This window comes from Streptomyces sp. NPDC006997, assembly GCF_040635175.1.
Taxonomy (GTDB): Bacteria; Actinomycetota; Actinomycetes; order Streptomycetales; family Streptomycetaceae; genus Streptomyces.
Genome location: NZ_JBEYHH010000051.1, coordinates 18,340 through 36,274, shown reverse-complemented (window position 1 = coordinate 36,274; position 17,935 = coordinate 18,340). Strand labels below are relative to the sequence as shown.

Sequence of the window (17,935 nt, the reverse complement as noted above, 5' to 3'; positions counted from 1 at the left end):
CGACCTCATGAGCGACCAGCTGGAACGGGCCGTCGAACAACACGGCAAGGGCGACCTCGCCACCCTCCTCGCCGGCGGCGACACCTGGACCGTCGGATGAACCACGCACCGTCGAGAAGACCGGAAAGAAAGGGGCGCCGCCCATGAGCACGGAGGCCTCGGCACACCTGAGCCCGCAGGAGTACATCGACCAGCGGCCGATGGGCGCACGCCAGCGCCGTATCGTCAAAGTGGGTCTGCTGGCGATGGTGGCCGAGGGGCTGGACCTCAGCGTCGCCGCCTTCGTCTATCCCCGGATCAAGGACGACTGGGGGGTGGGCGACCGGGCGGTGACGGTGACGGTGACCGTGAGCGTCCTGGCGATGATCATCGGCGGGGTGGCCGCCGGTCCGCTCGCCGACCGCTACGGCCGCAAGGCCATCACCGTCGCCGGTACCGCCACCTTCGGCCTGGGCACCGCCGCCATGGGCCTGACCGGCGGCATCGGGCCGTTCGCCGGGCTGCGGACGCTGGCCTGCCTGGGGCTGGGCGCGGTCCTGCCGACGGTGATGGCGCTGGTCGCGGACTGGATGCCCGCCCAGCGCAGGCTCCAGATGGTGGCGCTGGCCTTCGCCGGGGTGACCGCCGGAACCACCGTCGGCGGCATCCTCGCCTCCGTCCTGATCTCCACCGCGGGCTGGCCCACCCTCCTGGTGGTCTGCGGGCTCGCCCCGCTGCTGCTGATCCCCGCGATCGTGCGCACCATCCCGGAGTCCGTCAGCGTGCTGACCGCCCGCAGGCGCCCGCACAGCGAGGTACGCGCCGCGCTGGCGAGCGTCTTCACGGACACGGACACGGACACGGACACGGACTTCTCCACCGTGGACTTCGGCCAGGGCACCCAGCGCAAGCGCGCCCGGCAGCCCGGCCCGAAGGCGGTGCTGTCCCGGCGGTTCGCCGTGCTGACGCTGCTGCTGTGGCTGTGCTTCTTCCTCGGCCAGGGCATCGCCTTCGTCCTCATCACCTACCTGCCCGAACTGGCCGAGGACGGCGGCCTGTCGGAGTCCAAGGCCGCGGTGTCCGTGGCGGCGTTCGGCTGGGGCGGCCTGATCGGGCAGCTGTCGGTGTCCTTCGTCCTCAAGCGCTTCGACCGCTTCCGGGTCCTTGCCGCCCTGTGGGTGCTGACCGCGGCCGGACTCGGGGCCGCCGCCGCGACGGCGGGACAGTTCCTCGCCCTGCTCGTCACCGCGTTCCTGCTGGGCCTGTGCCTGCCCGCGGCCACCTCCGTCCTCCAGGCGATCACCGCGGTCACCTACCCGCCGTCCGCCCGCGCCACCGGCGTGAGCTGGGCCAACAGCGCGGGCAAGGTCGGACCGCTCTTCGGCGGCCTGTTCGGCGGCCTCATGGTCGACGCGGGCTGGTCCCTGGCCAGGGTCCTGCTCGTCCTGGCCGCGCCGGTCGCCCTCGCCCTGCTGGCCACCCTGGGCCTCACCGCCCGCGGCCGACGCCAGCAGGACGAACCCTCCGCCGCCCCGCCCCGGCCACTTCCCGGGCTGGTCTCCGGACAGCACTGACCCTGACGAAGGGAGACACCGGTGACCAGGGCCGCACAGTTCGAGGCGGTACGGCCGCTGCTGTTCGCGCTCGCCCGGCGGGTGCTGGGCAGCGCGGACCAGGCACGGGACGCGGTCGAGACGGCCCGGCTGCGCTGGGCGGGCACCGCGGCACGGCCCGCGTCCGTCGAGGGGCACCTCGCGGCCGAGGTCGTCGCCATCTGCACCGGGGTGCTGAGCACGGCACGCCTGCGCCAGCAGGCGCACCACGGGCCGTGGCCCGCCGGCCCGCTGCCCGGCGGCGGCCAGGACGACAGCCAGGACGACGGCGCGCGGGCGGGGGCCCCGGCCCAGCTGGCGGAGTCGCTGCTGACGGCGGCCCTGCTGGTGCTGGAGCGGCTCTCCCCGCTTCAGCGGGCGGTGTTCGTGCTGCGGGAGGCGTTCGGGTGCGGCACCGACCAGATCGCCGCCGCCCTGGGCTGCTCCGCGGAGGCGGCCGGGCAGGTCGTCGCCGCGGTCGCGGCGGCCAGCGACGGCGACGGCGAGCCGCCGCCCTGGCCCGCCCACGTCACCGGCGCCCGCAACGTGGCCCGGCTGCTGACGGCCGTCGTCCCGCCGCTGGCCGGGATCGGGGTGGAACTGGAGGAGCACCGCTTCAGCGGCCGTCCCGGCTCCCTCCTGCGCGACCGCGCCGGGCAGCTGCTCGGCGGCATCGCCCTCGACGTGCGCGACGACCGCGTCGAGGGGGTCCACCTGGTCCTCCCCGGCACGCCGGACACCCCCGCGGACCCGGTGGCCGAGGCCCAGGCGATCCTGCGCGAGGCGAACCGGGCCAGGTGACCCGGCCCGGCGGCACGGCCCCCCGGAGCAGGCCCCGGCCGACCATGATCGGCGATGTGGAGAGGTCATCCAATCTCTACCAGCTCCCAAGTGACAGCTGCTAGCATTTCCTTATGGCTGTCAAAAATCGCTGGTTAGCGCTGATCGGACTCACGATCAGCGTCCTCGTCGTCGGATTCGACACGACGATCCTGAACGTCGCCCTGCCCACCCTGGCCTCCGACACCGGAGCCTCCACGGGCGAGCTGCAGTGGATCATCGACGCCTATGCCGTGGTCTTCGCCGCCGCGATGCTCCCCGCGGGCTTCCTCGGCGACCGTTTCGGACGGCGAAAACTGCTGATCGCCGGGCTCCTGATCTTCCTCAGCGGCTCCATCATCGGAATGCTCGTAGACAGCCCCGGCGCGCTCATCGGGGCCCGCGCCATCATGGGCCTGGGCGGTTCCCTGATCATGCCGCTGACGCTGTCCATCATCCCCACCCTGTTCAAGGGCGAGGAACAGACCAAGGCCATCGCGATCGTCACCGTGGGCGTGTCGATCGGCCTGCCGCTCGGACCGCTGATCGGCGGCTGGCTCCTCGACCACTTCTGGTGGGGGTCGATCTTCGTCATCAACGTGCCGCTGGTCGCCATCGGCATCATCGCCTGCCTGCTGCTGATCCCCGAGACCAAGGACCCCTCGGCCCCCCGGGTCGACGTACTCAGCGCGCTCATGGGCGTCGCCGGCCTCGGTGCCTTCGTCTACGGCATCATCGAGGCCCCCGCCAAGGGCTGGGGCGACCCCGTCATCATCACCGCGATCGCCGGCGGTGTGCTGGTGGTCGCCGGTCTGGTGCTGCGCGAACGCCGCCAGCCCCGGCCGATGGTGGACCTGGAACTGCTGGGCAACCCGGTCTTCCGCTGGAACACCGTCTTCCTCATCCTGGGCATGTTCACCTTCATGGGCCTGATGTTCGTCCTGCCGCAGTACCTCCAGGTCATCCAGGGCAACGACGCCTTCGCCACCGGCGTACGCATGATGCCGCTCATGGCGGGCATGATCGTCGTCGCCAAGATCGTGCCGCCGCTGACCGCCAAGGTCGGCACCCGGCCGCTGGTCATCGCGGGCCTGCTCATCATGTCCGCGGCGATGTTCCTGGGCAGCACCACCGACACCAACTCCGGCTACGGCTTCACCGTGGTGTGGATGAGCCTGACCGGCCTGGGCGTGAGCCTGGTGATGGTCCCGGCCCTGGACACCGCCCTCGCGGTGCTGCCCCCCGGCAAGGAAGGCACCGGCAGCGGCCTGAACACCACCCTGCGCCAGGTCGGCGGCGCCATCGGCATCGCCCTGCTGGGCAGCGTGCTCAGCGGCGTGTTCTCCGACCGGCTCGACACCAGCGGGGTGCCGGCCGAAGCGGCCGACGCCGCCGACGAGTCCGTGGTCGCCGCCCAGGCGGTCGCCGCCCGCCTCGACCTGCCCGCCCTGGCCCGCTCCGCGCAGGAGGCGTTCGTCGACGGCATGAGCACGGTGCTGCTGGTCTGCGGCATCGCCGGCGTCCTCGCCGCCGCGCTGGCCGCGTTCAAGCTGCCCGACAGCCGCCCGGCCAGCAAGGACGAGGACACCCACAAGGAACAGGCCGCCCCCGATACGCTCTCCGACATCGCGGACGGTGCGCGACAATGAGCCGTATGCCCTCTACAACGACCAGTGCACCGGTGTCGGGTCTCGCAGTCGCCGAAGACGGACTCGGCCTGCGTGAACGCAAGAAGCTGCGCACCCGCCAGGCGATCCGCGACGCGGCCCGCCGACTGATCGACGAGCGAGGGTACGACAGCACCACGATCGAGCAGATCGCCGCCGCCGCCGAGGTGTCGCCCAGTACCGTCTTCCGCTACTTCCCCAGCAAGGAACACATCGTCCTCACCGACGACTACGCCAACTACATGATGGCGTTCCTGCGGGAGCGCCCCGCGGACGAGCCGCCGCTGGCCGCCCTGCGGGCGGTGGTCACCGAGATGGTGCGCAGACTCGCCGAGGACTTCAGCGACGAGTACCGGTGGCGGCGCAAGCTCGTACGCCAGGTCCCCGCGATGCGGGCCCTGGTGGGCGAGTCCCAGGACAGCTGGGCCAGATCCGTCAGCGAGATGCTCGCCGAACGCGCGGGCCTGCCCGCCGACAACCTGGAGGTCCACGTCCTGGTCGGCGCCGTCACCGGCGCCCTGCACCAGGTGCTGTGGGGCGACCACAGCGAGGACACCGGCCTGGTGGAGATGCTGGAGCGGGCCATGGCGGTGATGGAACGCCCCGACACCGTCGGCCGCCCGGCCGACCTCGCCTCAGACGCCGTCTGACCCACCCCAGCCACACCCCCCCCCGGGGGGCTGTGCGGCACTCGGACACCGAGTGCCGCACAGCCCCCCGCTTTTTTTGTGCCCGCGACCGACCACACCCCCGGCCCGGCCCACGCCGAACGCGGCGGCGGGCCCACCAGGGCCCCGCCGCCGCGCGGGAGGACACCGGGTCACCGACCCGGCACGAGGTCAGCTCTTGGAGCCGCCGCGGACCTGCCGCCGCACGAACTCGTGCGCCAGGTCACCGAACTGCTCACCGAAGGCCAGCGACCGCTCCACGGTCTTGCCGAAGTGGACACCGGCGTCGATCCGGCTGCGGGCACACGCCTTGTCGAACTCGGTCCAGGTCGCGAAGTGCACGTCGATGTCCCGGTGCGGGGCGATCCCCGGCTCCGTGCGCGAGGTCCCGGCCGGGACGGTGAACGTCCAGTCCAGGGTGTCGTCGCCGAAGAACCGCCGCGACGTCTGCGACCCGGCGGCACACAGCGTCGTCGACCCCGAGGGGTACTCCGGGTGGTCGCCGGTGGGCAGGTAGCTCTGCCACTCGTCGGCCCGGATGTCGTTGACGGTGCCCATGCCCGGCCCGCCCCACGCCGTCAGCTTGCGCCTGCCGTACACGTGCCGCACCGCGCTGATCGGACGCACCGAGTCGTAGCGGTACTTCTGGTGCCAGCCCGCGATCAGCGTGTCGAACGTCGCCAGGATGCTCTGCAGCGTCCACTGCGCCCAGCCGTGCACGCCCATCGTGTCGTTAGCGTCGTGGTTGCGGGCGACCACGATGGAGGAGTAGCCGATGCCCCACAGCTTGTTGTCCATGATCTCGCAGAGCGTCTTGCGCTCGTCGGTGAGCGCGGCCGACGCCTCAAGGACCTCGTCCACCGACCGCTTGTACTCCCAGCGCCGGGTGTGGTCGCTGTGCGTGGGCGCGGCGAGCTGGAAGCGGGTCGGGTCGGAGAAGATGTGCGGCTTGGTCAGCCGGATCTGCGGGGTGACGAAGTGCTGGCCGACGTAGATGCCCATGTCACCCGGACCGCCGCCGACCCGCCGCCCGTTGTGCGGGCCCAGCAGCGGCTGCCACCGCGAGGGGTTGACCAGCTTGAACGGCGTGTTCACCGGCTGGTAGCCGGTGTAGTCCGCCCACGGGCGCGGGTTGTACTTGCGGCCGCCCTCGGTGCCCAGGACGTTCATCCCGTCATGCGACAGCGCCGCCCAGGCGTTCTTCGCGGCCACGTTGCCGATACCGACCGGGCTGGTCAGGTTCTCCGAGGTGTCCTCGGGGTCGAGGCCGAGCGCGGCCATCAGCTGCTTCAGACCGCCCACGTTCAGCGGCAGCAGCCGCTTCCAGATACCCAGCTGGGCGTGCATGACGGCGATGTTCATGTTCCGGTTGGTCGCCGACTCCGACGCCGGACGCCGCGGAATCCGCGTGTACACCCCGACCGCGGTCTCGTGGTACGGCGCCAGCGCGTCGAACGCCGCCAGCATCGCCGCCCGGTTCGTCCACAGGAACACCGTCGCGTCCATCGGACCGATGAAGTTCAGACTGGGGGAGTAGTAACCGCCCTTGGCGTCCTGCGGCTGGGCCCACTTGACGTAGTTGCCGTGCTCCAGGTCGAAGTCGACCGTGACCGGCTCCTCACCGGTGACGGCACCGGCCGTGCGGGAGAACGCCAGCGTGGACAGCAGGGCGGCCGAGCCGCCCACGAGCAGCGATCTGCGGCCCACCGAGGAGCCGAGGACCGGGTTGAGTCCGGACGTCATGTTCGTCTTCCTTCTGCTTGGCAGGAAGGCCCCGTCATCGGGCGGGCGGCACGCCCGCCCCCTGGAACAAGGAGGGACCCGTCAACAAGAGAAAAGCGGTGGATTCCACGGCCGCGCCACGGCCCCCGTCAGGCCGCCACCGCGCACGCCGGGCACACGGCGGGCCCGAGAAAAGAGAAGAAGGGCCCGCCACCACCAGGGGTTCAGCCGCGGACGTCGCCCGTGACGTGCTTGCGCACGAACGCGTGGGCCAGATCGCCGAACTGCTCACCGAACGCGATGGACTGCTCGATGGTCTTGCGGAAGTGCACCCCACCCCACACCCGGCTGTTGGCGCAGGTCCGGGTGAAGTCGGTCCACGTCGCGAAGTGGATCGACAGGTCCCTGCCCGGGGTGACACCGGGCTCGATCAGCGTGGAGCCGGCCGCGTAGTCGATCGTCCAGTCCAGCTCGTCGGAGTCGAAGAACCGCCGCGCCGCCTGCGAGGTGGCCGAGCACAGCGTCGTCGACCCCGACGGGTACTCCGGGTGGTCACCGACCGGCAGGTAACTGCTCCACTCGTCGGCCCGGATGTCGTCGACGGTGCCCATGCCGGGCCCGCCCCACGCCGTCAGCTTGCGCCTGCCGTACACGTGCCGCACCGCGCTGACCGGGCGCACCGCGTCGTACATGGTCTTGAAGTGCCAGGCCGCGATCAGCGGGTCGAACGTCGCCAGCAGGTGCTGGAGCAGCCACTGCGCCCACCCGTGCACGCCCATGTGGTCGTCTTGGTCGTACTTGCGGGCGATGACGATGGAGGAGTAGCCGATGCCCCACAGCTTGTTCTCCATGATCTCCGCCAGCGCCTTGCGCTCGTCGGTCAGCGACGCCGACTCCTCCAGCACCTCGTCCACAGCCCGCTTGTAGGCGCGCGGCCGGGTGTGGTCGCTGTGCCGGGGCGGCGCCAGCTTGAACTGGCGGACGTCGTCGAAGATCAGCGCCTTGGCCCGGGCGGCCTGCGGGGTGACGAAGTGCTGGGTGACGTAGATGCCCATGTCACCCGGACCGCCGCCGGCGCGGCGCCCGTTGTGCGGCTGGAGCTGCGGCTGCCACCGCGAGGGGTGGGACAGCTCGAACGCGGTGTTCACCGGCTGGTAGCCGGTGTAGTCCGCCCACGGACGCGGGTTGTACCTGCGGCCGCCCTCGTAGCCCAGGACGTTCATGCCGTCGTTCTTCAACGCCGCCCAGGCGTTCTTCGCGGCCACGTTGCCGATACCGACCGGGCTGGTCAGGTTCTCCGAGGTGTCGTCGGGGTCCAGACCGAACGCGGCCATCAGCTGCCGGATGCCCGCCGTGTCGTTGGGCAGCATCCGCTTCCAGATGCCCATCTGGGCGTAGATCGTGGCGATGTTCATGTTCCGGTTGGTCGCCGACTCCGCGGCCGGCCGCCGCGGGATCCGCGTGTACACCCCGACCGCGGTCTCGTGGTACGGCGCCAGCGCGTCGAACACCGCCAGCATCGCGGTACGGCTCGTCCACAGGAACACCGTCACGTCCATCGGCCCGATGAACGCCAGCCGGCCCTCCAGCCCGGCCTGCGCGTCGTGCGGCTGGGTCCACTTGATGTAGTTGCCGTGCTCCAGGTCGAAGTCGACCGCGAGCGGCTGACCGCTGGCGGCGGCCTGCGCCACCCGCGGGAAGGCCAGCGCCGACAGCGCCACGGCCGAGGCACCCCCGAGCAACGCTCTTCGGCCCACCGCGGAGCCTGTGGCAGAGGTGTGTCCGGACGTCATACGGATCCCCGTTCTGTGGAGATTGCTGAGAGGAGGAAGGAGAGGGAAGGGAAGAACGGGGCGCGCCCGGCCAGGCCGAGCGCGCCCCGGTAGCATCCGCGGATCAGTGCTTGACGTTGCCCTTGACGTACCGCTGCACGAACTCGTAGGCCAGGTCGCCGAACTGCTCACCGAAGACGATGGAGCGGTCCACGGTCTGCTGGAAGTGCACCCCGCCCCACACCCGGCTGTTGGCGCAGGTCCGGGTGAAGTCGGTCCACGTCGGGAAGTGGATCGACAGGTCCTTGCCCGGGGTGATGCCGGGCTCGATCACGGTGGAGCCGGCCGGGTAGTGGATCGTCCAGTCCAGCTCGTCGGAGTCGAAGAACCGCCGCGCGGTCTGCGAGGTGGCCGAGCACAGCGTCGTCGACCCCGACGGGTACTCCGGGTGGTCGCCGACCGGGAGGTAGCCGGTCCACTCGTTGGCCGGGATGTCGTTGACGGTGCCCTTGCCCACCCCGCCCCACGCGGTCAGCTTGCGCCTGCCGTACACGTGCTGCACCGCGCTGATCGGGCGGACCGCGTCGTACTTGGTCTTCTGGTGCCAGGCCGCGATCAGCGGGTCGAACGTCGCCAGGATGTGCTGGAGCATCCAGTGCGCCCACCCGTGCACGCCCATCTGGTCGTCTTGGTCGTACTTGCGGGCGATGACGATGGAGGAGTGCCCGATGCCCCAGAGCTTGTTCTCCATGATCTCGCAGAGCGCCTTGCGCTCGTCGGTCAGCGACGCCGACGCCTCCAGCACCTGGTCCACCGCCCGCTTGTAGGCGCGCGGCCGGGTGTGGTCGCTGAAGTCGGGCGGGGCGATGTGGAAGTCGCGCGCGTCGTCGAAGATGTGCGGCTTGACCAGCCGGGCCTGCGGGGTGACGAAGTGCTGGGTGACGTAGATGCCCATGTCGCCGTGGCCGCCGCCGGCGCGGCGCCCGTTGTGCGGCTGGAGCTGCGGCTGCCACCGGGAGGGGTGGGACAGCTTGAACGGCGTGTTCACCGGCTGGTAGCCGGTGTAGTCCGCCCACGGGCGCGGGTTGTACTTGCGGCCGCCCTCGTAGCCGAGGAAGTTCATGCCGTCGTTCTTCAGCGCTTCCCACACCGCCTTGGCGGCGGTGTTGCCGATCCCGACCGGGCTGGTCAGGTTCTCCGTCTCGTCGTCGGGGTCCAGGCCGAGCGCGAGCATCAGCCCCCGCAGCCGCGCCACGTTGCTCGGCAGGATCCGCTTCCACATCGCGTTCTGGGCGTGGATGGCGGCGATGTTCAGGTTCCGGTTGGTCGCCGACTCCGAGGACGGACGTCGCGGGATCCGCGAGTACACCCCGACCGCGGTCTCGTGGTACGGCGCCAGCGCGTCGAACGCCGCGAGCATCGTCAGACGGTTGGTCCACAGGAAGACCGTCACGTCCATCGGACCGACGACCTCCAGGCTGGGCGAGGTCCCGGCCTGCTCGTCGCTGGGCTGCGCCCACTTGACGTAGTTGCCGGTGTCCAGGTCGAAGTCGACCGTGGCGTTGGCGGCGGCTTTCTCGGCGGCGGCGGCCGAGCCGGAGAAACCGGCCGTGGACAGGGCCGCCGTCGCGGCACCTCCGAGCCCGCCGAACAGCAGCGTCCTGCGCTGCGGTGCGAAGACGGAAACAGCGGAACGACTGGACGTCGTCATAACTTTCTCGTTCCTTGTCCTTGGGAAAGGGGGGCGCTGGTGAGGGGTGGAGCGTCTTGAGAGGGGGCGACACGCCCACGGGGGAGAGGCGGAGGAGCGGGCGTCAGCCGCCGACGCCGCCGCTGAGGTGCCGCTGCACGAACGCGTGGGCCAGGTCACCGAACTGGGCGCCGAAGGCGAGGGAGACCTCCACCGTCTTCTTGAAGTGCGCGCCCGCCCACACCCGGCTGGCGGCGCAGTCCCGCTCGAAGTCGCTCCAGGTGGCCCAGGTCAGCTCCAGGTCGGCGGCCGGGACGGCGCCCGGCTCCTTCTGGCCCGAACCGGCCGGGAAGGTGTGCGTCCAGTTCAGGACGTCGTCGCCGAGGAAGCTGCGGGCGGCCTGCGCCTGCGCGGCACACAGGGTGGTGAACCCGGACGGGTACTCGGGGTGGTTGCCCACCGGCAGGTAGCCGGTCCACTCGTCGGCGGGGATGTCGTCGACGGTGCCCTTGCCCACCCCGCCCCACGCGGTCACCGGCTGGCTGCCGTAGACGTGCCGCACCGCGCTGAACGGCCGCACGCTGTCGTGGGCGCGCTTGTGGTGCCAGGCGGCGATCAGGCTGTCGAACCGCGCCACCGACGTCACCATGAACAGCTGCACCCAGCCGTCCAGGTCCAGGTCGTGCGCGAGGGCCGCGGCGCGCGGCGACAGCGTCACCGACAGCGGGGTGTGCTCGAAGAACTCCGCCTTGACCTTCTGCTCGTCACTCAGGTGCGCCGACGCCCGCAGGACCTCGTCGACCGCCCTGCGGTAGGCGTCGGCGTCGGTGTGGTCCGCGTGCCGGGGCGCGGCCAGCTCGAACTCGCCGGGGTCCTTGTACGTCTGGGGGGTGACCAGGCCCAGCTGCGGGGTGGCGAAGCGCTGGGCGGTGAAGACGGCCTTGTCGCCGGGGCCGCCGTCGATACGGCGCCGGTGCGGCTCGATCGCGGGCTGCCAGCGGGAGGGGTCGGTCAGCTCGTCGGCGGTGTTCACCGGCCGGTAGCCGGTGTAGTCCTCGTAGGGCTGGCCGTTGTAGGCGCGGCCCTGGTCGCCGAGGACGTTCATGCCGTCGTGCGCGCGGGCGGCGACGATGGCCTTCCCGGCGGTGTTGCCGATGCCGACCGCGGTGGTCACGTCCTGCGACTCGTCGTCGGGGTCCAGGCCGAGCGCGCCCATCGCGTGCCGCAGCACCGGCTCCCGCTCCTGGAAGACGGCCTTGGCCACCTGGAACATGGCGTGCAGACCGGCGATGTTCTTGTTCCGGTTGGTCGCCGACTCCTCGGCCGGGCGGCGCGGGATCTGCGAGTACACGCCCACCGCGCTGGGGTGGTAGGGGGCCAGCGCGTCGAACCACGACGTCTGGAGCAGATGGGTCACCCAGGTGTAGGAGGCCACGTCGCCCGGCGCCATGGCGTCGGCCGGGGGATAGCCGCCGGTGCCGTGCGCGGTGATCAGGTCCCGGACGAAGTTGCCGTGGTCGAAGTCGAAGGGTATCTGCTGGGCGCGGCCGGAGGTGGTCATGAGGTGGCGCCTTCCTGCGCTTGGATTGCCTTCATGTGCACAGCGGAGACCTGGTAGTACGCCGCCAGGTCCAGGACCTCGCGCTGGGGCGCCCACTTGGCGGCCGAGGCGTTGACCAGGGCACCGGGGTAGGTGTGCGGCGTGGTGCGCATGAACTGCGCGATCCTCGGCTCCAGCCGGGCGGGCAGCTCGTCCAGGTCCAGGCTCCGGCGCGGCAGCGGCGCGAAGGAGATCCGCTGGATGTCGCCGCTGTCCCAGCTGAACGTGGTGTAGACCCGGTACGCCCGGGCCGCGTACGCCAGCATCTCCTCGCTCGGCTCGCGCATCCCGGTCTCGCGCAGCATCGCCAGCACGTCCTTGACGTCCAGGTTCCCGCGGACGGCGGCAGGCAGCTGGAAGTACAGGTTCGTCGTCTGGTTCTTGTAGTCGACGCCGACCAGCGCCACGTTGTCCAGGCCGTACCGGGCGAAGAACTCGGCGTTCGCGGCCACCGCGGGCGGCATCGACGGCAGACCCGCCAGCTTCGACACCGTCTGCGCATCGTGCGGGAAGTTCGCGTAGACCTTCTTGAAACCGCCGACGATCCCGCAGTCGATGTAGTGCTCACTGGTCGGCGCCAGCGCCACGATCTCCGGCAGCAGGGTGGCGACCGGGTGGTCGGTCCGCGTGAGGATTCCACTGGCCAGAGCGTGGCCGTAAGGGTCGTTGATCCCCGGGGAAACCTGAACTGAATACTCCATCTCCGCGACCCGGTCACCGGCCTGGAGACTCAGGATGACACCGCCCTCGGCCGAGAACCCGCTCTCGAAGGCGGAAAGGACGGGCCAGACCTTGTCACGGGAAAACGGTGCATCGACCAGCCGAGCCGATTCCTCGATGACCGAGTACAGATCTTCCGCTCCAAAACCTTCGGAAATACCTTCGGACATCAAGTGACTCCAAGCAGTCGATGCCGATCAATCATATATGTAAATCCTGGTTCGTTACCCTACCAGTCGCCGCTCAAGAGCCACTCGAAATGAACTAAGGAAAGGGACCTTCTTGACATAGCGAGTACCTCACGCCGACACTTCACGGGGTGAAGAAAATGGGGCGTTCCATGCCCGTCGGCCCTGCTCGTCGCAGAAATAAAGAAAAACTCAGTGTGAACTGGAGGACAAATGACCAGCACAGGCATGGACAGTCTTTACGCCGCCATCGAGGAGACGTCCGGACTGCTGAACATATCCCCCTCGCGTGACAAGGTCTGGCCGATCCTGTCCGCCTACGACCTTCAGAAGGTCGTCGTGGCTTTCCGGGTGACCACCCGCGGCAGCCGGGACCTGGACTGCCGTTTCACGGCGCTGCCCGCGGACGTCAACCCCTACCGCTACGCGGTGTCGAAGAACATCGCCGAGGCGACCGACCACCCGGTGGGCACCCTCCTGGACGACGTCCAGGCGCAGCTGCCGGTCACCGCCCACGGCGTGGACTTCTCCGTCGTCGACGGCTTCAAGAAGACCTGGACGTTCCTGCCCGGCAACGACCTGCAGAAGCTGACCAAGGTCGCCGCCCTGCCGTCGATGCCCGCCAGCCTGGGGGAGAACCTCGACTTCTACGCCCGCTACGGCCTGGACGACCGCAACAGCATGATCGGGATCGACTACCCGAGCCGCACGGTGAACGTCTACTTCCTCCAGTTCCCCGACAGCTGCCGCGAGCCGGACACCGTCCGCGCGATGCTGTCCGACCTGGGCCTGGGCGAGCCGAGCGAGCAGATGCTGCAGATGGCACGGCAGGCGGTCGGCATCTACACCACCCTCAAGTGGGACTCCGACAGGATCCAGCGGATCACCTTCGCCACCATGGTCCCCGACGCGCGGGCACTGGCCGGGCGCATCGCCCTGGAGGAGAAGGTGGCCACGTTCGCAGACCGCGTCGGGCACACCTACCCCGGCCCCGTCCAGGGCCTCTACAACGTCGCGGCCCACCCCGGCGGCGAGTACTTCAAGCTCCAGACCTACTACCAGCTCGCCGAGGGCTCCCTGGAGGCCCGGGTCCTGCTGAACCCGGCGCCCTCCGGCCACTGAGGACGGCGTTTTCCGCCAGTCTCGCCTGCTCCACCGCCCTCCTGCCCGAGGTTCAGCTTCGTCCTGCTCCGTCTCCACCGCGCCTTAAGCCGGACATGAAAATCTTCAAGCGATTCATCCGGAAATGGGACACATGCGGGGAGTAAAGGCCCATGCGCATCTACGGACAGGTTGTTCGCTTCCTTGAGGGACTCGGCGCCTCCATCGGGGTCACGGCACTCCGGACCGCTATAGGAATTATTTTCCTGTGGTTCGGGGTGCCGAAGTTTTTTCCCGGAGTGAGCCCGGCCGAACCACTGGCTTCGGAGACCGTGGCAAGACTGACGTTCGGGATAATCGAGGGGCGGACCGCCTCTGTCCTGACCGGCGTCCTGGAAACAGTGATCGGGCTGCTCCTGGTCAGCGGGAAACTCCGCTCGCTCACCATCATCGTCCTGCTCGGGCACATGGCGGGGACGTTCACCCCGCTGTTCCTGTTCCCGAAGGAGACCTGGGAATCCCTGTGCATCGGCACCCTGGAGGGCCAGTACATCCTGAAGAACCTGGTGATCGTGGCGGGCGCCCTGGTGATCATCGGGCACTCCAGGGCCGGGAGCCGGGGGACACCCCCCGTGCCCCGGCTGCGCCGGGAGATCCTCGCCCAGGAGGAGGGCAGGCCGCCGGCCGCGGCCGGACCCGCCCCGGTGACCGCGCCGGACCGGGCGGGCTGACCGGGCCCCGGCACTCCCTGCGGCACGGGTCCCGGACGGCGAAGCTCCTGGCGGCGGGAACCCTCTCGGGGTTCCCGCCGCCAGGAGCTTTCAGGGCGCGGCCGGGCCGGGCGGCTACTGCCCGGCGGCCGGGGCGGCGCCCTCCTCCTTGATGAGGTCGTCCAGGTTCAGCTCGAACAGGCCGCCCTGGCGTCCGCTGAGCCCGGAGACCAGCTTGACGAAGTCGACCTCGGCGTCGTTCTTCTTCTCCGGGTCGACCATGTCCTGGGCCAGGTTGAAGTAGAAGCCCTTGGTCTTGGAGCGGTCGTAGAACCCCTCGACGAACTCGCGGATGTCGTTGAAGAACTCCTGGTAGGAGCGGGAGTACCGGGCGAGCGCCTGCTCCTCGATGTGCGGGTGCTCCAGGATCTGGTCGACGACCTTGGACAGGGTGCTCGCCGCCAGCGTCGCCAGCGCCACGCCGGTGGAGAACAGCGGGTCCACGAACGCGGCGGCGTCGCCGACCAGGACCCAGCCGTCGCCGTGGAAGCGCTCGTTGGCGTAGGACCAGTCACGCGCGGAGCGGTAACCCGCGGCCTGGGTGGCGTCCTTGAGGAGTTCCTTGAGCTTGGTGGTGGAGGCGATCTCGGATTCGAAGAGGTCCTCCAGGGACTTGCCCGACGCGCTGGCCATCTCCGAGCGCGTCACGTAGCCGACGCTGAAGACGCCCTTGTCGATCGGGATGCCCCAGAACCAGCCGTCCTGGGTGCCCTCGATGAGGATGTTGCTCCACTCGTCGCCGGGCAGCCGGTGGCAGTTGTCGAAGTACGTCCACACCGCGACGTTGCGCAGCTGCTCGTGCCAGTGGACCTCGGAGTACTTGCGGCCGATGACGCGGGCCTGCCCGGAGGCGTCGACGACCATGCGGGCGCGGGCCTCGTGGGTGGCGTTCATGCCGCGCAGGGCGTAGCGGACGCCGACGACCCGGCCGTCCTCCTCGATGGTGTCCTTCACCGTCGCGTCCTCCACGACGAAGGCACCCAGCTCGCGGGCCCGGTCCAGGATCAGCGCGTCCAGGTCGGCGCGGCGGGTGTGGAAGGCGTAGGGGATACGGCCGCCGGTGGAGAACGAGAAGTTCCACGGGATCTCGTTGTTGCCCCAGACCAGGGTGCCGCCGTACTTGCGCTCGAATCCCTTGGCCTCCATGCGCTCCTTCAGGCCGAGTTCCTCCATGGGAACCATCACGCCGGGAATGAGCGACTCGCCGACGTGATAGCGGGGGAACCGCTCACGGTCGAGTACGAGAACACGGTGCCCGCGCTTGGAGAGCAGCGCGGCGGTCGTCGCGCCGGCGGGCCCGCCGCCGATGACGATGACGTCGAAATCACCAGTAAACCCGAAGAGATTGGACGACATTGAAGACCTTCCCGTTCCGAGGTGGCCGCACCAGTGAGAACACGCTTCAAAGGCCACAGTGACGGCCCGGCCCGCACGGTGTCATCGCTGAGATTGCTCAGTAGCAGAAAACCCGCGGAACGGGAACGGCTGGAGACCCGCAGCAGGTGAACTCGAAATGCCCTCGGGTGAATGGAGAACCCATTTCCGCCCGGCCCGCCGGAGGGGGAGGGGGTCAGCCCCGCGGCGGGCTGGCCGGCCACGGCCCGCGCCCGCCGCCCGCGCCGAGCCCGCGCCCGCCGCGCGCGCCTGCCGGGGCCGGGCCGCCGCGTCCCGCCAGCGCGAGAGACACCCAATCTCTAACAACTCCCAAGTGACAGCTGCTATCATTTGCCCATGGCTGTTAAAAGTCGTCCGTTAGTGCTGGCCCCCGTGACGGCCAGCGCCCTTCGCCACCGGATCCGGCAGCACGGACCGGTACGCCGCCCTCGCCGCCCTCCGGGGTGCCGGGCGCGCGGGTAGCGGACAGCGCCGCACCCGCCACCCCTCCACCCGGCAGCCGGTCCCCCCGGCGCCGACCCCCGGCACCCCTTTTGTTGAGAGGAACCCATGAGCACGAACCCTGAACAGGCGGCACCCGCTGGCGGGAGCAGCGGGGGCGCGCTGGACGCGCGCCAGCTGCGCGCGATCCTGATCACCGTCTCCGTCGCGCTGATGGCCGTCATGGCGTCGGTGTCCGGGCTGAACGTCGCCCAGACGGAGATGGCGGTCGACTTCGAGACCTCGCAGAGCACGGTCCTGTGGATCATCAACATCTACACCCTCGCGCTGGCCGCGCTGCTGCTGCCGCTCGGCGCGATCGGTGACCGTCTGGGCCGCAAGCCCATGCTGCTGGCGGGCCTGGTCCTGTTCGGCGTCGCCAGCGTGGTGGCCGCCGCCGCCCCGAGTGCCGAGGTGATGATCGCCGCGCGGGTGGCCAGCGGTGTCGGCGCGGCGATCATCATGCCGATCACCCTGGCCGTGATCACCTCGACCTTCCCCGAGGAGCAGCGCGGCAAGGCCATCGGCGTGTGGACCGGCGTCGCCGGAGGCGGCGGCATCCTGGGCATGTTCCTGTCCGCGCTGCTCGTCGACGTCGCCGACTGGCGCTGGCTGTTCGCCCTGCCCGTGGCGCTGATCGTGGCGTCCCTGGTCATGACGCTGAAGTCGGTGCCCAACTCCCACGAGCGGAGCCCCCACTCCTTCGACACCGTCGGCGCGCTGGTGTCCATCGTCTCCGTGGCCGCCCTGATCTACTTCCTCCAGGAGGGCCCGGAGCGCGGCTGGGGCGACTCGGTGACCCTGGCCAGCCTCGCCGTCGGCCTCATCGCGGGGACCGTCTTCGTGGTCTGGGAGCTGCGCCGCCGGGACGCCTCGCTGCTGGACGTACGCCTGTTCCGCGAGCGCGGCCTGGCCGGCGGCTCCATCACGCTGATCGTGGTCTTCGGCGTCCAGGGCGGGATCGCCGTGGTCCTCTTCCCCTTCCTCCAGGCCGTGGTCGGCTGGTCGGGACTGGTGTCCGCGGCGGCGCTGATGCCGCTGGCGATCGCCATGATGGCGACCTCCGGCCTGGCCCCCCGGCTGGCCGCGCAGGTCGGCCCGCGCGCCACGATGAGCCTGGGCATCGCGCTGATCGGCGTCAGCCTCGCCCTGATGGCGCTGTTCGTCTCCGTCGACGGCGGCTACCTGTCGATCCTGCCCGGCATCATCGTCATGGGCATCGGCCTGGCCTTCTCCATGGTGCCCTCCACCGAGGCCATCACCCGCTCCCTGCCCAGCGAGAAGCAGGGCGTCGCCTCCGCCCTCAACGACGTCACCCGCGAGTTCGGCACCGCGCTCGGCGTCGCCCTGCTCGGCGCCATCCTGTCGGCCGGGTACCGCAACGCCATCGACGACGAGCTGGCCGGCATCCCCGAGAAGACCGCGGACACCGCCCGCGAGGGCATCGCCACCGCCCTGGAGGTCTCACCCAGCGCGGGCTCCCGCGCGGCGGACCTGGCCGACGCGGCCAAGGAGTCCTACGTCGACGGCTGGCAGCAGTCCATGTGGGCGGGCGTCGCCGTGATGGCGGTCCTGTTCGTCTACATCGCCCTGCGCGGCCCGAAGGCCCCCGCCTCCACCGCCGCGCCCGACGAGGCGCAGGACACCAAGACCGTCGCCGCCTGACACCCCCCGCCCCGGCGCACACACGGCGGGGCCCCCGGGACGCTGCTCACCAAGCGCCCGGGGGCCCCGCCCCCTTTTTTGTTTCCTCACCCGCGCGCCCGAGGGGC

The 17,935-nt window shown here is 70.3% G+C and carries 13 protein-coding genes; 7 read left to right on the top strand and 6 right to left on the bottom strand.

Going from position 1 to position 17,935, the window contains the following annotated elements:
- The first annotated feature begins 143 nt into the window (after positions 1-143).
- The 4 genes from ABZ659_RS32735 to ABZ659_RS32720 all read left to right on the top strand — a co-directional run bounded on the left by ABZ659_RS32735 (position 144) and on the right by ABZ659_RS32720 (position 4,707).
- Entirely contained in the window at positions 144-1,553 is a 1,410-nt protein-coding gene (locus ABZ659_RS32735) for an MFS transporter (protein ID WP_360227515.1), read from the top strand.
- A 21-nt stretch (positions 1,554-1,574) separates the two neighbouring features.
- On the top strand, positions 1,575-2,372 hold the full coding sequence (locus ABZ659_RS32730; RefSeq protein ID WP_360227512.1) for a sigma factor-like helix-turn-helix DNA-binding protein: 798 nt from the start codon (positions 1,575-1,577) through the stop codon (positions 2,370-2,372).
- Between the two features lie 113 nt (positions 2,373-2,485).
- Positions 2,486-4,039, top strand: coding sequence for an MFS transporter (locus ABZ659_RS32725; RefSeq protein ID WP_360227509.1), 1,554 nt, complete (start codon positions 2,486-2,488; stop codon positions 4,037-4,039).
- Complete coding sequence (locus ABZ659_RS32720) at positions 4,036-4,707, top strand: TetR family transcriptional regulator (protein WP_360227506.1); 672 nt, start codon at positions 4,036-4,038, stop codon at positions 4,705-4,707. The genes ABZ659_RS32725 and ABZ659_RS32720 overlap by 4 nt, the downstream gene beginning before the upstream one ends.
- Positions 4,708-4,896: 189 nt before the next feature.
- Here ABZ659_RS32720 and ABZ659_RS32715 read toward each other — a convergent pair whose 3' ends face one another.
- The 5 genes from ABZ659_RS32715 to ABZ659_RS32695 all read right to left on the bottom strand — a co-directional run bounded on the left by ABZ659_RS32715 (position 4,897) and on the right by ABZ659_RS32695 (position 12,399).
- Positions 4,897-6,468, bottom strand: coding sequence for a DUF6851 domain-containing protein (locus ABZ659_RS32715; RefSeq protein ID WP_360227503.1), 1,572 nt, complete (start codon positions 6,466-6,468; stop codon positions 4,897-4,899).
- A 203-nt stretch (positions 6,469-6,671) separates the two neighbouring features.
- Complete coding sequence (locus ABZ659_RS32710) at positions 6,672-8,168, bottom strand: DUF6851 domain-containing protein (RefSeq protein ID WP_360227500.1); 1,497 nt, start codon at positions 8,166-8,168, stop codon at positions 6,672-6,674.
- 175 nt (positions 8,169-8,343) lie between these two features.
- Positions 8,344-9,930 carry a DUF6851 domain-containing protein gene (locus tag ABZ659_RS32705; protein WP_360227497.1) on the bottom strand — a complete coding sequence of 529 codons (1,587 nt, stop codon included), beginning with the start codon at positions 9,928-9,930 and terminating at the stop codon, positions 8,344-8,346.
- A 103-nt stretch (positions 9,931-10,033) separates the two neighbouring features.
- Entirely contained in the window at positions 10,034-11,470 is a 1,437-nt protein-coding gene (locus ABZ659_RS32700) for a DUF6851 domain-containing protein (RefSeq protein ID WP_360227494.1), read from the bottom strand.
- Complete coding sequence (locus ABZ659_RS32695) at positions 11,467-12,399, bottom strand: aromatic prenyltransferase (RefSeq protein ID WP_360227491.1); 933 nt, start codon at positions 12,397-12,399, stop codon at positions 11,467-11,469. The genes ABZ659_RS32700 and ABZ659_RS32695 overlap by 4 nt, the downstream gene beginning before the upstream one ends.
- 231 nt (positions 12,400-12,630) lie before the next feature.
- On the opposite strand from ABZ659_RS32695, the gene ABZ659_RS32690 reads away from it, so the two are divergent.
- A complete protein-coding gene (locus ABZ659_RS32690; protein WP_360227488.1) occupies positions 12,631-13,539 on the top strand; it encodes an aromatic prenyltransferase in 909 nt (302 codons plus the stop codon).
- Positions 13,540-13,691: 152 nt separating this feature from the next.
- Complete coding sequence (locus ABZ659_RS32685) at positions 13,692-14,249, top strand: DoxX family membrane protein (protein WP_360227485.1); 558 nt, start codon at positions 13,692-13,694, stop codon at positions 14,247-14,249.
- Positions 14,250-14,363: 114 nt separating this feature from the next.
- Here ABZ659_RS32685 and ABZ659_RS32680 read toward each other — a convergent pair whose 3' ends face one another.
- Positions 14,364-15,644, bottom strand: coding sequence for an NAD(P)/FAD-dependent oxidoreductase (locus ABZ659_RS32680; protein ID WP_360227482.1), 1,281 nt, complete (start codon positions 15,642-15,644; stop codon positions 14,364-14,366).
- 588 nt (positions 15,645-16,232) lie between these two features.
- On the opposite strand from ABZ659_RS32680, the gene ABZ659_RS32675 reads away from it, so the two are divergent.
- The gene (locus tag ABZ659_RS32675; RefSeq protein ID WP_360227479.1) at positions 16,233-17,828 is read left to right on the top strand and encodes an MFS transporter; all 1,596 of its coding nucleotides are present in this window, start codon (positions 16,233-16,235) and stop codon (positions 17,826-17,828) included.
- Positions 17,829-17,935: the final 107 nt, after the last annotated feature.

Coding starts and splice junctions, on each gene's coding strand:
- ABZ659_RS32715 (WP_360227503.1), bottom strand. CDS start 6,468: ATGACGTCCGGACTCAACCCGGTCCTCGGCTCCTCGGTGGGCCGCAGA.
- ABZ659_RS32720 (WP_360227506.1), top strand. CDS start 4,036: ATGAGCCGTATGCCCTCTACAACGACCAGTGCACCGGTGTCGGGTCTC.
- ABZ659_RS32735 (WP_360227515.1), top strand. CDS start 144: ATGAGCACGGAGGCCTCGGCACACCTGAGCCCGCAGGAGTACATCGAC.
- ABZ659_RS32725 (WP_360227509.1), top strand. CDS start 2,486: ATGGCTGTCAAAAATCGCTGGTTAGCGCTGATCGGACTCACGATCAGC.
- ABZ659_RS32675 (WP_360227479.1), top strand. CDS start 16,233: ATGAGCACGAACCCTGAACAGGCGGCACCCGCTGGCGGGAGCAGCGGG.
- ABZ659_RS32695 (WP_360227491.1), bottom strand. CDS start 12,399: ATGTCCGAAGGTATTTCCGAAGGTTTTGGAGCGGAAGATCTGTACTCG.
- ABZ659_RS32705 (WP_360227497.1), bottom strand. CDS start 9,930: ATGACGACGTCCAGTCGTTCCGCTGTTTCCGTCTTCGCACCGCAGCGC.
- ABZ659_RS32690 (WP_360227488.1), top strand. CDS start 12,631: ATGACCAGCACAGGCATGGACAGTCTTTACGCCGCCATCGAGGAGACG.
- ABZ659_RS32680 (WP_360227482.1), bottom strand. CDS start 15,644: ATGTCGTCCAATCTCTTCGGGTTTACTGGTGATTTCGACGTCATCGTC.
- ABZ659_RS32700 (WP_360227494.1), bottom strand. CDS start 11,470: ATGACCACCTCCGGCCGCGCCCAGCAGATACCCTTCGACTTCGACCAC.
- ABZ659_RS32685 (WP_360227485.1), top strand. CDS start 13,692: ATGCGCATCTACGGACAGGTTGTTCGCTTCCTTGAGGGACTCGGCGCC.